The sequence below is a fragment of the Streptomyces sp. V1I1 genome, from assembly GCF_030817355.1.
GTDB lineage: Bacteria > Actinomycetota > Actinomycetes > Streptomycetales > Streptomycetaceae > Streptomyces.
In genome coordinates this window covers 6,809,077-6,827,056 of record NZ_JAUSZH010000001.1, presented here as the reverse complement: position 1 = coordinate 6,827,056, position 17,980 = coordinate 6,809,077, and the positions used below count along the sequence as shown (strand labels likewise).

Sequence of the window (17,980 nt, the reverse complement as noted above, 5' to 3'; positions counted from 1 at the left end):
CTTTTGCGATGCGGCCGGGGACGTTTGCGATGCAGCCGGGGACTTTTGCGATGAGGTGTGGGGTTTTCGCCAAGCAGCGGGGGGCTTTGTCGACGACCAGGGCCCAAGTCCGCCCTTGCCAACGCCATGCGCCCAACTGGCGGCTCACGCCCGGATAGCCGCCTCGCCGCCGACCGTCATCCGGTCACGTGCAACCATCTGCGGACCCGGACCAATCCGCCGCTCCATGGGCTCCGAATGCCTGGTGGAATCTGTCCGGACGACATGCCCGCACAGTGGAGGAAAGCCGCGTGAACCAAGCCGTACACATCGGCGGACCCGCCTCGGCGGGGCCCGATCTGCAGCAGCTGCTCGGGCTGGTGGCCCGAGGCGACCAGGAGGCTTTCTCCCGGGTGTACGACGCGGTCTGCGGTCCGGTCCTGGGGCTGGTGCGCGCCGTGCTGCGTGACCCGGCCCAGTCCGAGGAGGTGACGCAGGAGGTGCTGATCGAGGTGTGGCGTACCGCGGCGCGCTTCCAGCCGTCCCGCGGATCGGCGATGACCTGGATACTCACGCTCGCCCACCGCCGCGCCGTGGACCGGGTCCGGTCGGCCCAGGCCGCCACCGACCGAGAGCGGCGGGCGGCACTGCTCGAGCAGACCCCCGCCTACGACGAGGTCACCGAACAGGTCGAGGCCCGGCTGGAGCGTGAGCAGGTACGGCGCTGTCTGCGCGGCCTGACCGAGCTGCAGCGGCAGTCGGTGACACTCGCGTACTACCGAGGGCTGGCCTACCGGGAAGTGGCCGAACTGCTCTCCGTGCCGCTCGGCACGGTCAAGACACGACTGCGCGACGGGCTCATCCGGCTGCGCGACTGCCTGGGGGTGAGCGCATGAACGCCGCTGATCTGCACACGCTGACCGGCGCCTACGTGCTGCACGCGCTGTCGCCCGACGAGCGCGCAGAGTTCGAACGGCACCTTCTGCTCTGCCCGGCCTGCGCCCAGGAGGTGCGCGAACTGGCCGCCACCGTCGGCAAGTTGGGACTCGCCATGGCTGTGACGCCGCCGCCTGCGCTCAAGCAGCACGTGCTGAGGAAGATCTCCGCCGAGCGCCAGGAGCCGCCCCGCGTCTCGCGGGCCCACCGAGGTGCCGCCCGCCGCGGCCGGGCGGCGTCGCGCTTCGTGCTGGCGGCCTGTCTCGCCGCCGCCGTCGCCTTCAGCGGGGTCGCCGCCTGGCAGCACCAGGAAGCTCGGGACGCACGCGAGGAGGCTCAGCGCTCGCAGCGGCAGGCCGAGGAGTTGGCCTCGGTGCTCGCCGCGCCCGACGCCAGGGTGAGCAGCTCGAAACTGCCGGAGGGGGCACGCGGCACGGTCGTCGTCTCGCACAGCAGGAACAAAGCGGCCTTCCTCACCTCCGGGCTGCCCAAGCCGCCGCAGGGCAAGGTCTACCAACTCTGGTTCGAGGACGGGGGAAAGATGCGTCCCGCCGGTCTGATGGACCCCGCCGTCACCGACAACGCCGTACTTATGGACGGACCGGTGGGCGCGGCTTCGGGCATGGGCCTGACCGTCGAACCGGCGGGCGGCTCCCCCGAGCCGACCACCGATCCGCTCGCCCTGATGCGCTTCCCCACCTGATGCGCTTCCCCACCTGATGGGCTTCCCCACCTGATGCGCGTTCTGATGCCCGTTCCCGCCTGATACCCGTTCCCCTGGATGCATTTCGCCGACTGCTGCATTTCCCCGCCTGATGCACTTCCCACCCGAGGAAGGACGGCTCATGAGCGTTGCGGTCATGCTCTTCACCTCCGATCTGCGGCTCCACGACCAGCCGGCGCTGCGCGCGGCCCTGCGCGGCGCCGATGCGGTGGTGCCGCTGTTCGTGCTCGACCGGGGCGTGCACCGGGCGGGCTTCGACGTGCCCAACCGCCGCGCCTTTCTTGCCGACTGCCTGGCCGCGCTGGACGCCGGGCTGCGCGAGCGCGGCGGCCGGCTGGTGATCCGTACCGGCGAAGTCACCGAGCAGGTCTGCCGGGTGGTCGCCGAGAGCGGGGCCCGCTCGGTGCATATCGCGGGTGGCGTCAGCGCCTATGCCGTACGCAGGGAAGCGCGACTGCGCGAGGCGCTGGAGGCGGTCCGGTGCGCCCTGCACGTCCACGACGGGGTGATCACCGCGCTGCCACCGGGGCACGTGACGCCCACAGGACGCGACCACTTCGCGGTGTTCACGCCGTACTTCCGCAGATGGGAGGCGGCCGGGCCGCGTGAGGCAATGGCCGCGCCGCGCACCGTGCCGGTCCCGGAGCTCGCCGGCCATCCGCTGCCGCGGCGCACCGCGGTTGCCGGGGTGTCGCCCGGGCTCGCCAGGGGCGGTGAGCCGGAGGCCCGACGGCAACTGAGCGGCTGGCTCCCCGACAAGGGCGGCGGCATCGCGGCGTACGAGCGGCGGCACGACGATCTGCCGGGCGACGCGACCTCCCGGCTCTCGCCCCATCTCCACTTCGGCACGCTCTCCGCCGCCGAAGTCGTCCAGAGAGCACGCGGCAAGGGCGGCCCGGGCTCGGACGCGTTCGTACGGCAGCTGGCCTGGCGGGACTTCCACCACCAGGTCCTCGCCGCCCGGCCCGATGCGGCCCACGCCGACTACCGTGCCCGCGGCGACCACTGGCGCAGGGACGAGAAGGAGATCGCCGCCTGGAAGGACGGCAGGACCGGCTGCCCGATTGTGGACGCGGCGATGCGCCAGCTGCGGTACGAGGGGTGGATTCCGGGCCGCGCGCGGCTGCTGGCGGCGAGCTATCTCACCAAGACCCTGTACATGGACTGGCGCATCGGCGCCCGCCACTTCCTGGACCTCCTTGTGGACGGGGACATCGCCAGCAACCAGCTCAACTGGCAGTGGGCGGCGGGCACCGGGACCGACACCCGCCCCAACCGCGTCCTCGATCCCCTCGCGCAGGCGAAGCGGTTCGACCCGCACGGGGATTACGTACGCCGCTGGGTCCCGGAGCTCGCGCAGCTGGCCGGAGCCGCTGTCCACGAGCCCTGGAAGCTCGACGGCCTGGAACGGGCCAGGCTCGACTACCCGGACCCGCTGGTGGAAGTGGCGGAGGGGCGGGCGCGGTTCGAGCGTGCGCGCGGCCTGGACTGATCCGCGCGGCTCAGGAGGCCATCTCTTCCTTGGTCAGCAGCACTTGCTGCACATCCAGACAGCCCGCGCTGAAACCGGCCTCCGAGTTGGCGAGATAGAAGGTCCACATCCGGCGGAAGGTCTCGTCGAAGCCGAGAGCTTCGACGTCGGCGGCGCGCTGCGTGAAGCGTTCACGCCACAGCCGCAGCGTCTCGGCGTAGTGCGGGCCGAAGCGGACCCGCTCGGCCGGCCGCAGCCCGGTGCAGCGGGTGACGATCTGCCCGATCGCCTCGGTCGATGGCAGCAGCCCGCCCGGGAAGATGTACTTCTGCGTCCAGGCGTACGCGGTACGGGAGGCCGTCAGCCGCTCGTGCGGCATCGTGATCGTCTGGAGGGCGACCCGGCCGCCGGGCGCCAGCAGCCGGTCCAGCGTCATGAAGTACTGCGGCCAGTGCTCCTGGCCGACGGCCTCGATCATCTCCACGCTGACAATCGCGTCGTAACGGCCGAGCACCTTGCGGTAGTCACGCAACAGGACGGTCACGCGATGCTCAAGACCGGCCTCGCGGACGCGCCGCCGCGCCAGTTCCTGCTGCTGCCGCGAGAGCGTGACGGTCAGCACGCGCGCGCCGCGCTGTGCCGCCCGGATCGCCAACTCGCCGGAGCCGGTGCTGATTTCGAGCAGCTGAGTGCCCGCGCCGACCCCCGCCAGGTCGAGCAGCCGGTCGATCTTGCGGTGCTGCGCGGCGGGGAGCAGGTGCTGCTCTGCCGGGAAGCCGCGGAAGAGAGCGGAGGAGTAAGTGAGGGTCTCGTCGAGGAAGAGCGCGAACAGTTCGTTGAGCAGGTCATTGGGCAGGTCGTAGGGCAGGTCGTCGGTGCGGTGTTCGGCAGGCTGCCGGGGCGGCCGGGCTCCGCGCAGCCGCCCGCGCGGCCCGGGGACGAACATGGCCGCGTGTTCGGCGAACACGGTCAGCACACCGACGAGGTCGTGGGCCTCCCACTCGCCCGCCATGTACGACTCGCCGAGGCCGACGAGGCCGCCGGAGCCGATGCGCCGGAAGAACGCGTGCGGGTCGTGCACCACCATGAGCGGTCCGCCCCGGCCGATCGGGGCGCCGCCGGCGAGGCGCACCCGCAACGGCAGCCTGCCGACGGCACGCCGGACGAGCCGTTCGGCGACGGCCGTCCGCATCCGGGGCGCCCGGGGCAGGGTGGCCACATCGGGCCACCGCCGGGCGTCGACGGACGCGGTTCGCTCGGACACCGAGGACGCTGGGGACGCTGGGGACGCTGGGGACGCCGGAGACACGGACACGCTCACTTCACACCCTCCAGGGAAAGCTGACGGGGACGGAGTTGATTCGGTGCAATAGCGGCCCCGGATTGGTCGAGTGGGAGATCTTTCGGGCGTGAGGACTTGGGCCCCGTTCGGATACGGGCGCGTGACGCCGGTGAAACAGCTCATCCCTAATTTCTGTCACCCGACAGGAAACAGCGACAGGGGCTGCCATGACCGCCACCGCAACCACGGACGTACGGCCCGATCCTCCGGAGACGGGCCAGGGCGGCGACGCAGCCGCGCTGGCCGGCTTCGGCTACCGCCAGGAGCTGCACCGCAGCATGGGGCGGTACGCCTCCTTCGCGGCCGGGTTCTCCTTCATCTCAGTCCTCACCACCGTCTTCCAGTTCTTCGCGTTCGGCTTCTCCTTCGGCGGCGCGGCCTTCTTCTGGACCTGGCCCGCCGTGCTCGTGGGCCAGTTGCTCGTCGCGGCCTGTTTCGCCGAACTCGCCGCCCGCTACCCGCTGTCGGGCGCGATCTACCAGTGGTCGACGCGGCTCAGCACCCCGTCCTTCGGCTGGTTCGCGGGCTGGATCATGGTGATCGGCCAGGTGGTCGTGGTCGCCGCGGCAGCCCTGGCACTCCAGGTCGTACTCCCGGCGATCTGGTCCGGCTTCCAGCTGTTCGGCGGCGACCCGTCGCCGATCACGCCCTCGGGCGCCGCGAACGCCGCGGTGCTCGCGGTCGTACTCCTCGCCCTTACAACGCTGGTGAACCTCCTCGACAACCGCGTCATGTCGGCGGTGAACCGCATCGGTGTGACCGCCGAGATCATCGGGGCGGTACTGATCGTCGTACTCCTCCTCACCCACTCCGAGCGCGGCCCGGGCGTCACCCTGCACACCGGCGGCCAGGGCGGGGCGATCGGCGCGCTGCTCATCGGCTCCTTCACCGCGGCGTACGTCCTCATCGGCTTCGACAGCGCGGGCGAGCTGAGCGAGGAGACCCGCAGCCCCCGCCGTACCGCCCCGCGCACGATCCTGCTCGCACTCGCCTCGGCGGGCGTCCTCGGCGGGCTGCTGCTGCTCGGCGGGGTACTGGCCGCGCCGAGCCTGACGGACGGGCGGCTCGCGACCGAGGGTCTGTCGTATGTGCTCACCAGCAGCCTCGGTGACGGCGTCGGCAAGGCGCTGCTCGTCGATGTGGTGATCGCGATCGCCGTGGCAACTCTGGCCATCCAGACGGCGGGAGCCCGGATGCTCTTCTCGATGGCGCGCGACGGGGTGCTGCCCTGCTCGGCCCGCCTCGCGAAGGTCTCCCCGCGCACCGGAATGCCGGCCGGACCCGCCCTGGTCGTGGGCGCCGCGGCCGCAGCGCTCGGTCTGCTCAACCTCGCGTCGCCGGAGGCCTTCCTCGCCATCGGCACGACCTGCATCGCGATGCTGTACCTGGCGTACGCGATGGTGACGGGCCCGATGCTGGTCCGCCGCCTGCGCGGGACCTACGGCCGCGACACGGGCCTGGACGAGGCGGGCAAACCGCTGTTCTCACTGGGGCGTTGGGGCCTGCCGGTCAATGCACTGGCCCTCGTGTACGGACTGGCGATGACGGTCAACCTCGCCTGGCCGCGGGCCGCTGTGTACGACCCGTCGGGCGGCCACTGGTACTTCCAGTGGTTCACCGTGCTGTTCCTGGTGGTCACGGTCGGACTCGGAGCGGCGTGGCGGTGGCGGATGACTCGGGGAGCACAGCGTTACGACGGCCGCGGCGCATAAACGCCGTGTGCGGGCCGGACAGGGTCAGCGTCGCAACGAGGCCTGGGCACCGCCCGGTTTCGGAAGGGGGCGGAGTGGGGTAAACCCAACCGCCCCTCGTTACCGAACCGCGCCCACAATCCTCAGCGCCGCGTCCGCCGTCGCCCCCGCAAACGCCCCCACCGCCCTCTCCGGGTCCGATCTGTGCACCAGGATCACGCCCTCTATCAGCCCGAACACCAGGTCCGTACGGAGCACCCGCTCCCCCTTGTCCAGCGCACCCCCCGCCGCCGTCGCCCCCAGCAGCTGCCCGTATGCCGCCTTCAGGTCCGTCCGCACCCGGTGGAAGCTCGTGAAGCGTTCGCCCCGGACCTCCGGGAGCAGGTACAGCGCGCCCAGGTTGTGCGGGCCGCCGCACAGCAGTTCCACGTCCGCGCGGCACAGCTCCCACAGGCGTTCCTCCGCCGGGCGCGCGTCGTCCGCGAGCAGCCGGAGTGCGAGCGTCAGGGACGGGGCCACCGTCGACTCGAGGAGCTCAGCGAGCAGGTCCTCCTTGCCGCTGAAGTAGTGGTACATCGTCGCCTGCCGCATGCCCGCGCGCTCCGCGACCGCCCGGGTCGTGGTCGCCGCGTAGCCGCTCGAGGTGAACAACTCCGCTGCGGCCAGGAGGAGTTCGTCCCGCGCGGACATCCCGCTGTCCGGCCGCTGCGTCGCGCGCGGCCGGCCGACCCGTCGTCCCGTGGTGGTGCTCATGCTGCCGATCGTCGCACACACCCCGGACACCCCCTGCGCCGCGATCACGGTGAGCGTTCCGTAACCGTCCGGCAACGGACGGGCAATGGCACGGACTTCCCCTCCCCCTAATTTCTGTCGCGCGACAGAAATGACCGCCGAGCCGGAGGAGGCACACCGCCATGGCGACCGCGACGAGGACGACATACGGGGCCCGCGATCACGCCCGCGCCCAGGAGGGCGCACGCGCCGAGGCCATGCCCGTGGTGCCTGCCACCGACTGGCCCGAGCCGCCCTGCGAGGCCGGGTATCTGGTGTGGGCGGAGACCGTCGCCGGCGGCAACTACACGCACCGCGTCCTCGCCCGGGGCACTGAGCTGCGCCTCACCGACCCGGGCGGGGACGCCTGCGCCCATCTGCTCCTGTACGTCGACGGCCGCCCCTGGGAACGCCTCAACGCCGCCGACACGGTCAAGGTCCAGTGGAACGCCTACCTCCGCGCCGGCGGGCTCCTGCTGTCCGACCAGGGGCGAGTACTCGCGACCCTGATCGCCGACACCGCCGGCCGCCACGACGCGCTGTGCGGCACCTCCACCCTCGTACGGAACACCCACCGGTACGGAGACGGGACCCCCCAGTCCGCATCCCCCGCAGGCCGCGAGCTCCTCACACTCGCCGCGCTCAAGAACGGCCTGGAGCCGCGCGATCTGCCGCCCTCCCTCTCCTTCTTCCAGGGCGTGGAGGTGCGCGACGACGGCACCCTCGAATTCACCGGCTCCGCAGGCCCCGGCGCCTCGGTCACGCTCCGCGCCGAGCAGGATCTGACCGTGCTGATCGCGAACGTCCCGCATCCGCTGGACCCGCGCCCGTCGTACGTCAGTACCCCGCTGGAGGTGCTGGCCTGGCGCGCCGCCCCCACCACGCCCGGCGACCCGCTCTGGGAGGCCACTCCCGAGGGCCGCCGCGCCTACGCGAACACCGCCGATTTCCTTGCCGCAAGGGGCCAGTCATGACAGTCGTACCCGCACACGCCGCCTGGTCCGCCGTCGTCCGCGCCGGCGAGCAGCTGACCATCACCGATCTGCACGGCAACCAGGCCGTGGACTTCCTCGTCTACGACGCCCATGACACCGCGGTCCGCTACAGCGCCGCCGACACCCGTCCACGCCCAGGGCAACATCTTCCTCACCACGGGCAGCGTGCTGATGTCGAACGAGCACACCCCGCTGATGACCGTCACCGAGGACACCTGCGGCCGCCACGACACAGTCGGCGGTGCCTGCTCCAAGGAGTCCAACACCCTTCGCTACGGCCACCACACCTGGTCGCAGCACGCGTGCGTCGACAACTTCCTCGCGGAGGGCGCGCGTTACGGCCTCGGCAAGCGCGATCTGGTCTCCAACATCAACTGGTACATGAACGTGCCCGTCGAGAAGGACGGCACGCTCGGCATCGTGGACGGGATATCCGCCCCGGGGCTGCGGGTGACCTTGCGCGCCGAGAGGGACGTCCTGGTCCTCGTCTCCAACTGCCCGCAGATCAACAACCCTTGCAACGGCTTCGAGCCGACCGCCGTGGAGATGACGATTGGGACGACGGCATGACCTTCGACACGCTGCTGGTCGCCAATCGCGGCGAGATCGCCGTACGCATCATCCGCACCGCCCGCCGCCTCGGGCTGCGTACGGTCGCGGTCTTCTCCGACCCCGACCGCTCCGCGCCCCATGTCCGGCTCGCCGACGAGGCGGTACGGCTCGGGCCTGCGCCCGCCAAGGAGTCGTACCTCGACGCCGATCTCGTACTCAAAGCCGCGAAGGACACCGGCGCGGGCGCCATCCACCCCGGTTACGGCTTCCTTTCCGAGGACGCGGACTTCGCACGCCGCTGCGAGGATGCCGGGATCGTCTTCGTCGGGCCGACCGCCGAGCAGTTGGAGCTCTTCGGCGCGAAGCACACCGCACGGGCCGCAGCCGAGGCCGCCGGCGTGCCGCTTGCCCCCGGTACCGGGCTGCTGACCGGGCTCGACGCCGCGCTGGTGGCCGCGGACCGGATCGGCTTTCCCGTCATGCTCAAGGCCACGGGCGGCGGCGGAGGCATCGGCATGCAAGCGGTGTACGACGCCGAGGGCCTGGCCGACGCGTGGGAGCGCGTGCAGCGCGTCGCCGCGGCCTCCTTCTCCTCGGCCGGGGTCTTCCTGGAGCGACTCGTCGAGCACGCCCGCCATGTCGAGGTGCAGGTCTTCGGCGACGGTGAGGGCCGGGTCGTCACCTTCGGCGACCGCGACTGCTCGCTCCAGCGCCGCAACCAGAAGGTGGTCGAGGAGGCCCCGGCGCCGGGCCTGACCGACGCCGTACGGTTGCAACTGGCCGTATCCGCACGGAAGTTGTGCGCATCGGTCGACTACCGCTCGGCCGGCACGGTCGAGTTCGTGTACGACGCGGCCCGCGAGGAGGCGTACTTCCTGGAGGTCAACACCCGCCTCCAGGTGGAACACCCGGTGACCGAGGAGATCTACGGCGTCGACCTCGTCGAGTGGATGCTGCGCCTCGCGCAGGGCGAGACCTCGGTCGTACGAGAGCCCGGCGCACCGCGCGGCCATGCCGTGGAGGCGCGCCTCTACGCCGAGGACCCCAGCCGCGACCACCGTCCGAGTGCCGGGCTGCTGACCCGGGTGGCCCTCCCCCAGGAGTCCCCGAGTCCCTCGGATCCCTCGGGCGTTCGCGTCGACGCGTGGATCGAGACGGGGACGGAGATCACAACGGCGTACGACCCGATGCTGGCCAAGGTCGTGGCGTACGGAACCGATCGCGCCGACGCCCTCGCCCGGCTGGACTCCGCGCTGGCGGCGACGCGCGTCGACGGCATCGAGACGAACCTGGGCCTGGTGCGGGCGGCGCTCGCGGACGCGTCCGTACGGGCCGCCGGGCACACCACCGCGACCCTGGCGACCATCGCCGACCCCACGCCACGTATCGAGGTCATGGCATCGGGCACCCTCACCACCGTCCAGGACTGGCCTGGCCGCACCGGCTACTGGCAGGTCGGCGTCCCACCGTCCGGGCCGATGGACGACCGCTCCTTCCGTCTCGGGAACCGGTCGCTCGGCAACGACGAGGGCGCGCCCGGTCTGGAGTGCACGCTCCAGGGCCCGACGCTGCGCTTCAGCCACGCGACGACGGTCTGCGTGACGGGCGCGCCGGCGCCGGTCACGGTGGACGGCGAACCGGCCGCGCAGTGGGAGCCGTTCACCGTCCCCGCGGGCGCGTCGCTGGCCATCGGCGCGCCCGCCGACCGTGGCCTGCGCACCTATGTCCTCTTCGCGGGCGGCGGCCTGGACGTGCCGGACTTCCTGGGCAGCGCGGCCACGTTCACGCTGGGCCGCTTCGGGGGACACGGCGGCCGTCAGCTGCGTACGGGCGACGTCCTCCACGGCGGCGCGGCCACGCCGCCGGGCGCGCACGTCCCGCACTCCGACCGCCCGTCCTTCAACGACGTCTGGCACATCGCGGCGGCCGAAGGCCCGCACGCCGCGCCCGAGTTCTTCACCGAGGAGGACATCCACGACTTCTACGCCGCCGAGTGGAAGGTCCACTTCAACTCGGCGCGCACCGGGGTACGGCTGATCGGCCCGAAGCCGCGCTGGGCACGCACGGACGGCGGCGAGGCGGGCCTGCACCCCTCCAACATCCACGACACGCCGTACTCGGTCGGCGCGGTCGACTACACCGGCGACATGCCGGTCCTGCTGGGCCCGGACGGCCCGTCGCTCGGCGGCTTCGTCTGCCCGGCGACGATCCTGAAGGCCGAACGCTGGAAGCTGGGCCAGCTGCGCCCGGGCGACACGGTCACCTTCCTGCCGGTGACGGCCGACGGCGCGCCGCGCCCGGACATCCTCGACGGCGGGATTCTGGGGCGGGGCGAGTCGGTCACGTACCGCCGCAGCGGAGACGACAACGTACTGGTCGAGTACGGCGAGATGCAGCTCGACCTCGCTCTGCGGATGCGGGTCCACGCGCTGGCCGAGGCAGTGGCGGCGGAGGGCCTGCCGGGTGTGGTGGACCTGACCCCGGGCATCCGCTCGCTCCAGATCCACACCGACCCCGACGTCCTCCCGCAGCGGACGCTGCTGTCCGTGCTGACCCGCATCGAGTCCAGGCTCCCGCCCACCGATGCCCTTGTCGTCCCTTCTCGCACAGTCCATCTCCCGCTGTCCTGGGACGATCCGGCGACCCGGGAGGCGATCGCCCGCTATATGGCGGGCGTACGGGACGACGCGCCCTGGTGTCCGTGGAACATCGAGTTCATCCGCCGGGTCAACGGCCTCGACTCGGTCGACGACGTGTACCGCACGGTCTTCGACGCGGAGTACCTCGTACTGGGGCTGGGCGACGTCTACTTGGGCGCCCCGGTAGCCACTCCGCTGGATCCGCGCCACCGCCTGGTGACGACGAAGTACAACCCGGCGAGGACCTGGACCGCGGAGAACTCGGTCGGCATCGGCGGCGCGTATCTGTGCGTGTACGGCATGGAGGGGCCGGGCGGCTACCAGTTCGTTGGCCGTACGACCCAGGTGTGGTCGCGCTGGCAGGAACGACCCTGGCTACTGCGCTTCTTCGACCGGATCAAGTGGTACCCGGTGGACGCGGAGGAACTCCTGGAGCTACGGGCGGACATGGCGGCGGGCCGGTTCACGCCGCGTATCGAGGAAGGGACGTTCTCCCTGGCGGACTACCGGCGCTTCCTCGCCGACAACGCACCCTCGATCGCCTCCTTCCGCAGCCGCCAGGCACGCGCCTTCGCCGAAGAACGCGACGCCTGGGAAGCGTCGGGCGAATTCGCCCGAGCGGCCACGTCCACCGCGCCCCCTGCCCCGGACGCCGAACTGGACGTCCCACCGGGCAGCCAGGTGCTGGAGGCCGAATTCGCGGCATCGGTCTGGCAGTTGAACGCCGAACCGGGAGCGGAGGTCTCGACGGGCCAGCCACTGCTGACCCTGGAGGCCATGAAGATGGAATCCCGCATCCGCGCTCCGTACGCGGCGCGTGTCACCCGCTTCCTGGTCGCCCCCGGCACCCAGGTGGAAGCGGGCACCCCGCTGGCCATCCTGACCCCGACGAACCCCTGAACCGGGGCTCCGCCCCGGACCCCGCGCCTCAATCGCCGGCGGGGCTGAATTCAGCCCGTTGGGGCCCCCGGACGAAGTCTGGGGGAGATTGAGGACTGGGGTCTGGGGGCGAAGCCCCCAGTTCAGGGAAGGGGCGGGATGGGGGACATCCCCAGCCGCACCCCAACCGCCCGCACCCCCAAGGAGCCGCCCCCCATGCCCACCCCCGCCCTCACCCGCATCCGCGCCGCCTACGACCTCATCCACCGCACCGACCGCACCGACATCTGGATCACCCTCCGTCCCCGCGCCGACGCCGAAGCCGACGCCCGCGACATCGACGACCGACTCGCCGCCGGCGCGCACCTCCCCCTCGCCGGGCGCACCCTCGCAGTGAAGGGCAACATCGACGTCGAGGGCCTCCCCACCACCGCCGGCTGCCCCTCGTACGCGTACGACCCACCCGCCGACGCCCCCGCCGTCGCCCGGCTCAAGGCCGCCGGCGCCGTCGTGCTCGGCAGCACGAACATGGACCAGTTCGCCACCGGCCTGGTCGGCACCCGCTCGCCCTACGGCGCGGTGCGCAGCGCCGCCGACCCCACCCGCGTGGCCGGCGGATCCAGTTCCGGATCCGCCGTCGCCGTCGCCCTCGGCATCGCCGACATCGCGCTCGGCACGGACACCGCAGGCTCCGGCCGCGTCCCCGCCGCGTTCAACGGCATCGTCGGGCTGAAGCCCACCCGCGGCCTCGTCACCACCGACGGCATCGTCCCCGCCTGCGCCAGCCTCGACTGCGTCAGCGTGTTCGCCCGTACGCTCCCCGAGGCCGAGCTCGCCCTCGCCCTCATCTCCACAGGTCCGGCCCGCGAACCAGCGCCCCGCACCCCCGGCCCCTGGCGGATCGCCGTGCCGTCGACCGAGCAGCTCGGGGAGATGGACGACGGCTGGGCAAAGGCGTACGAAGCGGCGGCGGCACGCCTCGCGGCCGCCGGGGCGCAGCTCGGAGCCATCGACCTCACGCCCTTCACCGACGCCGCCGCGATGCTCTACGAAGGCGCGTTCGTCGCCGAGCGCTACACCGCCGTAGGCGCATTCATCGACAAGGCGACAAACGACCTCGACCCCATCGCGAACCCCACCGCCACCCCCACCCTCGACCCCACCGTCGCCGCCATCATCCGCCGCGCCCGCGACATCCCCGCCCACCAGCTCTTCGCCGACCAGGCCGGCCTCGCCACCCTCCGCGACCAGGCTATGGCCGCCCTCGCCACCACAGACGCGGACGCGCTCCTGCTGCCCACCGCCCCCGGCCACCCCACCCTCGACGACGTCGCCGCCGACCCGATCGGCGCCAACGCCCGCCTCGGCCGGTTCACCAACTCCACGAACCTCTTCGACCTCGCCGCGGTCGCAGTCCCGGCCGGCGACGTGGACGGCCGCCCGTTCGGCGTCATGCTGGTCGGCCCGGCCGGCACGGACGACCGACTCGCCCGGATCGCGGCGAACCTCACCCCGCCCACCCGCCTCGCCGTCGTCGGCGCCCACCTCACCGGCCAGCCGCTCAACCCCCAACTCCTCGTCCTCGGCGCGATGTTCAAAGCCACAACCACAACCGCCCCCGCCTACCGGCTCTTCGCCCTGCGCACCGACCCGCCCAAGCCGGGCCTCGTCCACGTGGGCACGGACAACGGACAGTCAATCGAGGCCGAGATCTGGGAGCTGCCCCCGGAAGGCCTCGGCGCGCTCACCGCCGCCCTCCCCCGGCCCATGGCAATCGGGCGGGTAGAGCTCGCCGACGGCACCACCGCCCCCGGTTTCCTCTGCGAACCCGCCGCCCTCGACGAGGCAGAAGACATCACCGAGTACGGCGGCTGGCGGGCCTACAGGAACAGTTGACTCGGCCCCAACGCACCTGTCCCACTGGGCATATGCGTCCTCGGCTGCGGCTGGTCACCCGCGACCACATCGACTTCGGTCGTGTGTAGTCCGCCTCGTGTTGCCTCTGACGGCTCCACACCGACCAACCCACCACGTCATCGCATCGCGAGATATGAGGCCGCACCATGCCCGTCGAGTTTCTCGGCATCGCAGCAACCAATGAAGGCTCCGAAGTCACGGCCCGCTCCGGCCCGTCCTTCGACAAGGAGTACACACTCAAGCTCGCCCGGGCCCATGAGGACCACGGCTGGGACCGCGTCCTGTTCACGTACGGCTCCGGTTCGCCCGACCCGTCCCCCGCCGCGGCGTGCACCGCGGCGCGCACCGAGAAGCTCCAGATCCTCGTCGCGCACCGCCCGAACGTCTCGTACCCGACCTTCGCCGCGAAGACTTTCGCCACCCTCGACCTGATCAGCGACGGCCGGCTCGCCGTCCACTTCATCACCGGCGGCAACGACCACGAGCAGCAGCGCGAGGGCGACTTCCTCACCAAGGACGAGTGGAGATCCTTTCCGCCCGCGGCTACGACGTGCTGGACGACGCGATCGACTTCGGCCGCCACGTGATCCCGATCGTGCGCGAGGAAGTCGCCGAGCGGGACGCGGTCACGTCCGCCGCGTGACGCCTGCGTGGACAGCCCTCCACACCCGGCGGAGGATGTAGGAAAGGGGCATTCATAGGGATGAAAGGGGTGAATCACTATGGCTGAACACCCGGACTGCGCCCTTGTACGCCAGGGTTACGCAGCGTTCGTGTCGGGTGACATGGAGACACTCGGCTCCCTGATGACGAAGGACGTCGTCCACCACGTGCCGGGCAACAACCCGCTCTCCGGCCACCACAAGGGCCTCGATGCCGTTCTCCAGCTGTACCGCAGGCTCGGCGAGGAGACCGACGGGACGATGCAGATCCAGCTGGAATCGGTGCTGGCCGACGGGCGCGGGCACGCCATGTCACTTCACACGATGCGGGCCGACCGCGGCGACCACGGCATCGAGATCCGCGAGGGTCTCTTCTTCACCATCGTCGGCGGAAAGATCACCGACATCGACGAGTGCACCGAGGACCTCGACGAAGAGGACAGGTTCTGGGGCTGACTTCCCGGAGCCGACCGGACGCTGACGGCCCGGTTCACCGGCTTGCGGTGAACCGGACCGTCGTACGTATCGCCGCTCAGCCCACGGAGCTGTACGCCACCACACCCCGCAGCAGAGCGTCGACCGCCTTGCGGGCGTTCTTCGCGACTGTGCTGCCCTCACGTGGCGCCGCCGCCGCGATCTGTCCAAGCACATCGATCACTTGCTTGCACCAGCGGACGAAGTCTCCGGCGGGCATCTCCGCCTCGCGCAGCACCTCGTCCAGGCTCCGGTCGGATGCCCACTGGTACGCGGCCCAGGCGAAGCCGAGATCGGGTTCGCGCTGTCCGACGCCCTCCGCCTGGTTGATCTTGAACTCTTCCTCCAGGCCGTCCAGCCGGCCCCATATGTGGATCATCTCGCCGAGCGCGGCCTTCGCCTTGCCCGCCGGGACCTTGGGCGCGACCGCGTCGTCCGCCTGCCGCGCCTCGTACACCAACGCCGAGACGCACGCGGCCAGTTCGGCCGGGCTGAGCCCCTCCCACACCCCGTCGCGCAGGCACTCGCTGGCCAGCAGATCCAGCTCGCCGTAGAGCCGCGCGAGGCGCTTGCCGTGTTCGGTGACCTCGTCGCCGCGCAGATAGTCCAGCTCGGTGAGCAGCGCCACGATGCGGTCGAAGGTACGGGCGATGGTGTTCGTCCGGCCCTCGATGCGCCGCTCCAGCTGCCGGGTGTCGCGCTGCAGCCGGTGGTACCGCTCCGCCCACCGCGCATGGTCCTCGCGCTCGTCGCATCCGTGGCAGGGATGCGCGCGCAGCTCGGTGCGCAGCCGCGCGATCTCGCGGTCGTCGGCGGCGGCCGCCCGCTGTTTGCGGTGCCGCTCGGGCACTATGTGCCCGGCTTTCGTCCGCAGCGCGGAGGCCAGATCGCGACGGGACTGCGGCGAGCGCGGGTTGAAGGACTTCGGGATCCGCATCCGCTCCAGCGCCTCGACCGGCACCGGGAAGTCCATCGACGCCAGCCGCTTGACCTGCCGTTCAGCGGTCAGCACGAGCGGCCGGGGTCCGTCGTGGTACTCGAAGCCGCCGCGGTGTCCGTTGGTGCGGCCCGCCGGGATGCCCGGGTCGATGACGAGCGCAAGGCCCGCGAACTTGCCGGTGGGGACGTGGATGACATCGCCGGGCTTCAGCTTCTCCAGCGAGGAGGCGGCGGCGGCCCGCCGCTGGGCCGCGCCCTGCTTGGCCAGTTCCGTCTCGCGGTCCTTGAGCTCGCGGCGCAGCCGCGCGTACTCCTCGAAGTCGCCCAAGTGGCAGGTCATGCCCTCGCGGTAGCCCTCGAGTCCCTCTTCGTTCTTCTGCACCTGACGGGAGATGCCGACGACCGACTTGTCCGCCTGGAACTGCGCGAACGACGTCTCGAGCAGCTCGCGCGAGCGGTGCCGCCCGAACTGCTGCACAAGGTTGACCGCCATGTTGTACGAGGGCTTGAAGCTGGAGCGCAGGGGGTAGGTGCGGGTGCCCGCGAGTCCCGCGAGCGCGGCCGGGTCCATCGCCCGCTGCCACAGCACCACGGCGTGGCCCTCGACGTCGATGCCGCGCCGTCCTGCCCTGCCGGTGAGTTGGGTGTACTCGCCGGGGGTGATGTCGGCGTGCTGCTCGCCGTTCCACTTGACGAGCTTCTCCAACACCACGGAGCGGGCAGGCATGTTGATGCCGAGCGCCAGCGTCTCGGTGGCGAAGACGGCCTTCACCAGACCGCGCACGAAGAGCTCTTCGACGACTTCCTTGAACGTCGGCAGCATGCCGGCGTGGTGCGCGGCGATGCCGCGCTCAAGGCCCTCCAACCACTCGTAATAGCCAAGGACATGCAGGTCCTCGGTGGGGATGACGGCGGTCCGCTCCTCGACGATCTCGCGCACCTTGAGCCGCGCGTCGTCGTCGTTCAGCCGCAGTCCCGCGTACATGCACTGCTGTACGGCGGCCTCGCAGCCCGCCCGGCTGAAGATGAAGGTGATCGCGGGCAGCAGCCCTTCGGCGTCGAGCCGCTCGATGACCTCGGGCCGCCCTGGCGTCCAGATCCGGGTGCGCTGGCGCCGCTCCCGCTCACGGTCCGCCTCGCGCACCATCTTGCCGCGGCGGCGGTCCTTGGGGTTGTACGTGCGCTGGTTCTCCATCCGCGCCAGGCGTACGAGATCGGGGTTGACCTCGCGCCGGGCGGAGCCGCGGCCGCCGTGGTCGGTCTCCTCCTCGAAGAGGTCGTACATCCGGCGGCCGGCCATGACGTGCTGCCACAGCGGGACGGGCCGCTCCTCGGAGACGATCACCTCGGTGTCGCCGCGGACGGTGTCCAGCCAGTCGCCGAACTCCTCCGCGTTGGAAACAGTCGCCGACAGTGACACCAGCGTCACCGACTCGGGGAGGTGGATGATCACTTCCTCCCACACGGCGCCGCGGAAGCGGTCGGAGAGGTAGTGCACCTCGTCCATCACCACATGGCCGAGGCCGAGCAGCGACTGCGAGCCCGCGTAGAGCATGTTGCGCAGCACCTCGGTGGTCATCACGACCACGGGGGCTTCGGAGTTGACGCTGTTGTCGCCGGTGAGCAGGCCGACCTTGTCCGCGCCGTAGCGCCTGACGAGGTCGGTGTACTTCTGGTTGGACAGGGCCTTGATGGGCGTGGTGTAGAAGCACTTGCGGCCCTGCTGAAGGGCCAGGTGGACGGCGAATTCGCCGACGATGGTCTTGCCCGAGCCGGTGGGCGCGGCGACGAGCACGCCCTTACCCGCCTCCAGGGCCTGACAGGCCTCGATCTGGAAGGGGTCCAGGTCGAATTCGTACATCGCGCGGAAGGGGGCCAGCGCAGTGGCCTCCTCAACAGCGCGGATGCGGGCGGCGGCATAGCGCTCAGCGGGAGAGAGGTCCTCGGTCATCTTGCTCACGAGCCTACCCGTCACCTCTGACAGTGAGCGCGACCTTTAATTGACCGGG

11 protein-coding genes and 2 pseudogenes are annotated in these 17,980 nt (G+C 71.2%); 10 read left to right on the top strand and 3 right to left on the bottom strand.

Annotated elements, in window-relative coordinates; all coding sequences use genetic code 11:
• Nucleotides 1–290 precede the first annotated feature (290 nt).
• From QFZ67_RS31960 to QFZ67_RS31950, 3 genes are all read left to right on the top strand, one after another.
• Nucleotides 291–875 (top strand): sigma-70 family RNA polymerase sigma factor, encoded by a 585-nt coding sequence (locus QFZ67_RS31960; protein WP_307664514.1) that lies wholly within the window; start codon nucleotides 291–293, stop codon nucleotides 873–875.
• Nucleotides 872–1,618: an anti-sigma factor gene (locus QFZ67_RS31955; RefSeq protein ID WP_307664513.1), complete on the top strand. Its 747-nt coding sequence runs from the start codon at nucleotides 872–874 to the stop codon at nucleotides 1,616–1,618. Before QFZ67_RS31960 ends, QFZ67_RS31955 begins: the two co-directional genes overlap by 4 nt.
• A 142-nt stretch (nucleotides 1,619–1,760) precedes the next feature.
• Nucleotides 1,761–3,131, top strand: a complete 1,371-nt coding sequence (locus QFZ67_RS31950; RefSeq protein WP_307664512.1) for a deoxyribodipyrimidine photo-lyase — start codon at nucleotides 1,761–1,763, stop codon at nucleotides 3,129–3,131.
• Between the two features lie 10 nt (nucleotides 3,132–3,141).
• Here the strand turns inward: QFZ67_RS31950 and QFZ67_RS31945 are convergent, their stop codons facing one another.
• Entirely contained in the window at nucleotides 3,142–4,431 is a 1,290-nt protein-coding gene (locus tag QFZ67_RS31945) for a cyclopropane-fatty-acyl-phospholipid synthase family protein (protein ID WP_307664511.1), read from the bottom strand.
• A 188-nt stretch (nucleotides 4,432–4,619) separates the two neighbouring features.
• Between QFZ67_RS31945 and QFZ67_RS31940 the strand changes: the two genes are divergently transcribed.
• Nucleotides 4,620–6,164: an amino acid permease gene (locus tag QFZ67_RS31940; RefSeq protein ID WP_307664510.1), complete on the top strand. Its 1,545-nt coding sequence runs from the start codon at nucleotides 4,620–4,622 to the stop codon at nucleotides 6,162–6,164.
• Between the two features lie 99 nt (nucleotides 6,165–6,263).
• Here the strand turns inward: QFZ67_RS31940 and QFZ67_RS31935 are convergent, their stop codons facing one another.
• Nucleotides 6,264–6,896, bottom strand: coding sequence for a TetR/AcrR family transcriptional regulator (locus tag QFZ67_RS31935; protein ID WP_307664509.1), 633 nt, complete (start codon nucleotides 6,894–6,896; stop codon nucleotides 6,264–6,266).
• A 161-nt stretch (nucleotides 6,897–7,057) separates the two neighbouring features.
• Between QFZ67_RS31935 and QFZ67_RS31930 the strand changes: the two genes are divergently transcribed.
• The 6 genes and pseudogenes from QFZ67_RS31930 (at nucleotide 7,058) to QFZ67_RS31905 (ending at nucleotide 15,014) form a co-directional block, all read left to right on the top strand.
• Complete coding sequence (locus QFZ67_RS31930) at nucleotides 7,058–7,888, top strand: urea amidolyase associated protein UAAP1 (RefSeq protein ID WP_307664508.1); 831 nt, start codon at nucleotides 7,058–7,060, stop codon at nucleotides 7,886–7,888.
• Nucleotides 7,885–8,479 (top strand): annotated as a pseudogene (locus tag QFZ67_RS31925) (urea amidolyase associated protein UAAP2). The gene QFZ67_RS31930 and the pseudogene QFZ67_RS31925 overlap by 4 nt, the downstream one beginning before the upstream one ends.
• On the top strand, nucleotides 8,476–12,000 hold the full coding sequence (locus QFZ67_RS31920) for a 5-oxoprolinase/urea amidolyase family protein (protein ID WP_307664507.1): 3,525 nt from the start codon (nucleotides 8,476–8,478) through the stop codon (nucleotides 11,998–12,000). Before QFZ67_RS31925 ends, QFZ67_RS31920 begins: the two are co-directional and overlap by 4 nt.
• Before the next feature lie 195 nt (nucleotides 12,001–12,195).
• Nucleotides 12,196–13,875 (top strand): allophanate hydrolase, encoded by a 1,680-nt coding sequence (locus QFZ67_RS31915; protein ID WP_307664506.1) that lies wholly within the window; start codon nucleotides 12,196–12,198, stop codon nucleotides 13,873–13,875.
• A gap of 167 nt (nucleotides 13,876–14,042) precedes the next feature.
• Nucleotides 14,043–14,459 (top strand): annotated as a pseudogene (locus QFZ67_RS31910) (LLM class flavin-dependent oxidoreductase); the annotation flags it as partial.
• Nucleotides 14,460–14,618: 159 nt separating this feature from the next.
• A complete protein-coding gene (locus QFZ67_RS31905; RefSeq protein ID WP_307664505.1) occupies nucleotides 14,619–15,014 on the top strand; it encodes a nuclear transport factor 2 family protein in 396 nt (131 codons plus the stop codon).
• A gap of 76 nt (nucleotides 15,015–15,090) precedes the next feature.
• Here QFZ67_RS31905 and QFZ67_RS31900 read toward each other — a convergent pair whose 3' ends face one another.
• The gene (locus QFZ67_RS31900) at nucleotides 15,091–17,922 is read right to left on the bottom strand and encodes an RNA helicase (protein WP_307666048.1); all 2,832 of its coding nucleotides are present in this window, start codon (nucleotides 17,920–17,922) and stop codon (nucleotides 15,091–15,093) included.
• Between the last annotated feature and the right edge of the window lie 58 nt (nucleotides 17,923–17,980).

Coding starts and splice junctions, on each gene's coding strand:
- QFZ67_RS31950 (WP_307664512.1), top strand. CDS start 1,761: ATGAGCGTTGCGGTCATGCTCTTCACCTCCGATCTGCGGCTCCACGAC.
- QFZ67_RS31900 (WP_307666048.1), bottom strand. CDS start 17,922: ATGACCGAGGACCTCTCTCCCGCTGAGCGCTATGCCGCCGCCCGCATC.
- QFZ67_RS31955 (WP_307664513.1), top strand. CDS start 872: ATGAACGCCGCTGATCTGCACACGCTGACCGGCGCCTACGTGCTGCAC.
- QFZ67_RS31940 (WP_307664510.1), top strand. CDS start 4,620: ATGACCGCCACCGCAACCACGGACGTACGGCCCGATCCTCCGGAGACG.
- QFZ67_RS31935 (WP_307664509.1), bottom strand. CDS start 6,896: ATGAGCACCACCACGGGACGACGGGTCGGCCGGCCGCGCGCGACGCAG.
- QFZ67_RS31930 (WP_307664508.1), top strand. CDS start 7,058: ATGGCGACCGCGACGAGGACGACATACGGGGCCCGCGATCACGCCCGC.
- QFZ67_RS31905 (WP_307664505.1), top strand. CDS start 14,619: ATGGCTGAACACCCGGACTGCGCCCTTGTACGCCAGGGTTACGCAGCG.
- QFZ67_RS31920 (WP_307664507.1), top strand. CDS start 8,476: ATGACCTTCGACACGCTGCTGGTCGCCAATCGCGGCGAGATCGCCGTA.
- QFZ67_RS31915 (WP_307664506.1), top strand. CDS start 12,196: ATGCCCACCCCCGCCCTCACCCGCATCCGCGCCGCCTACGACCTCATC.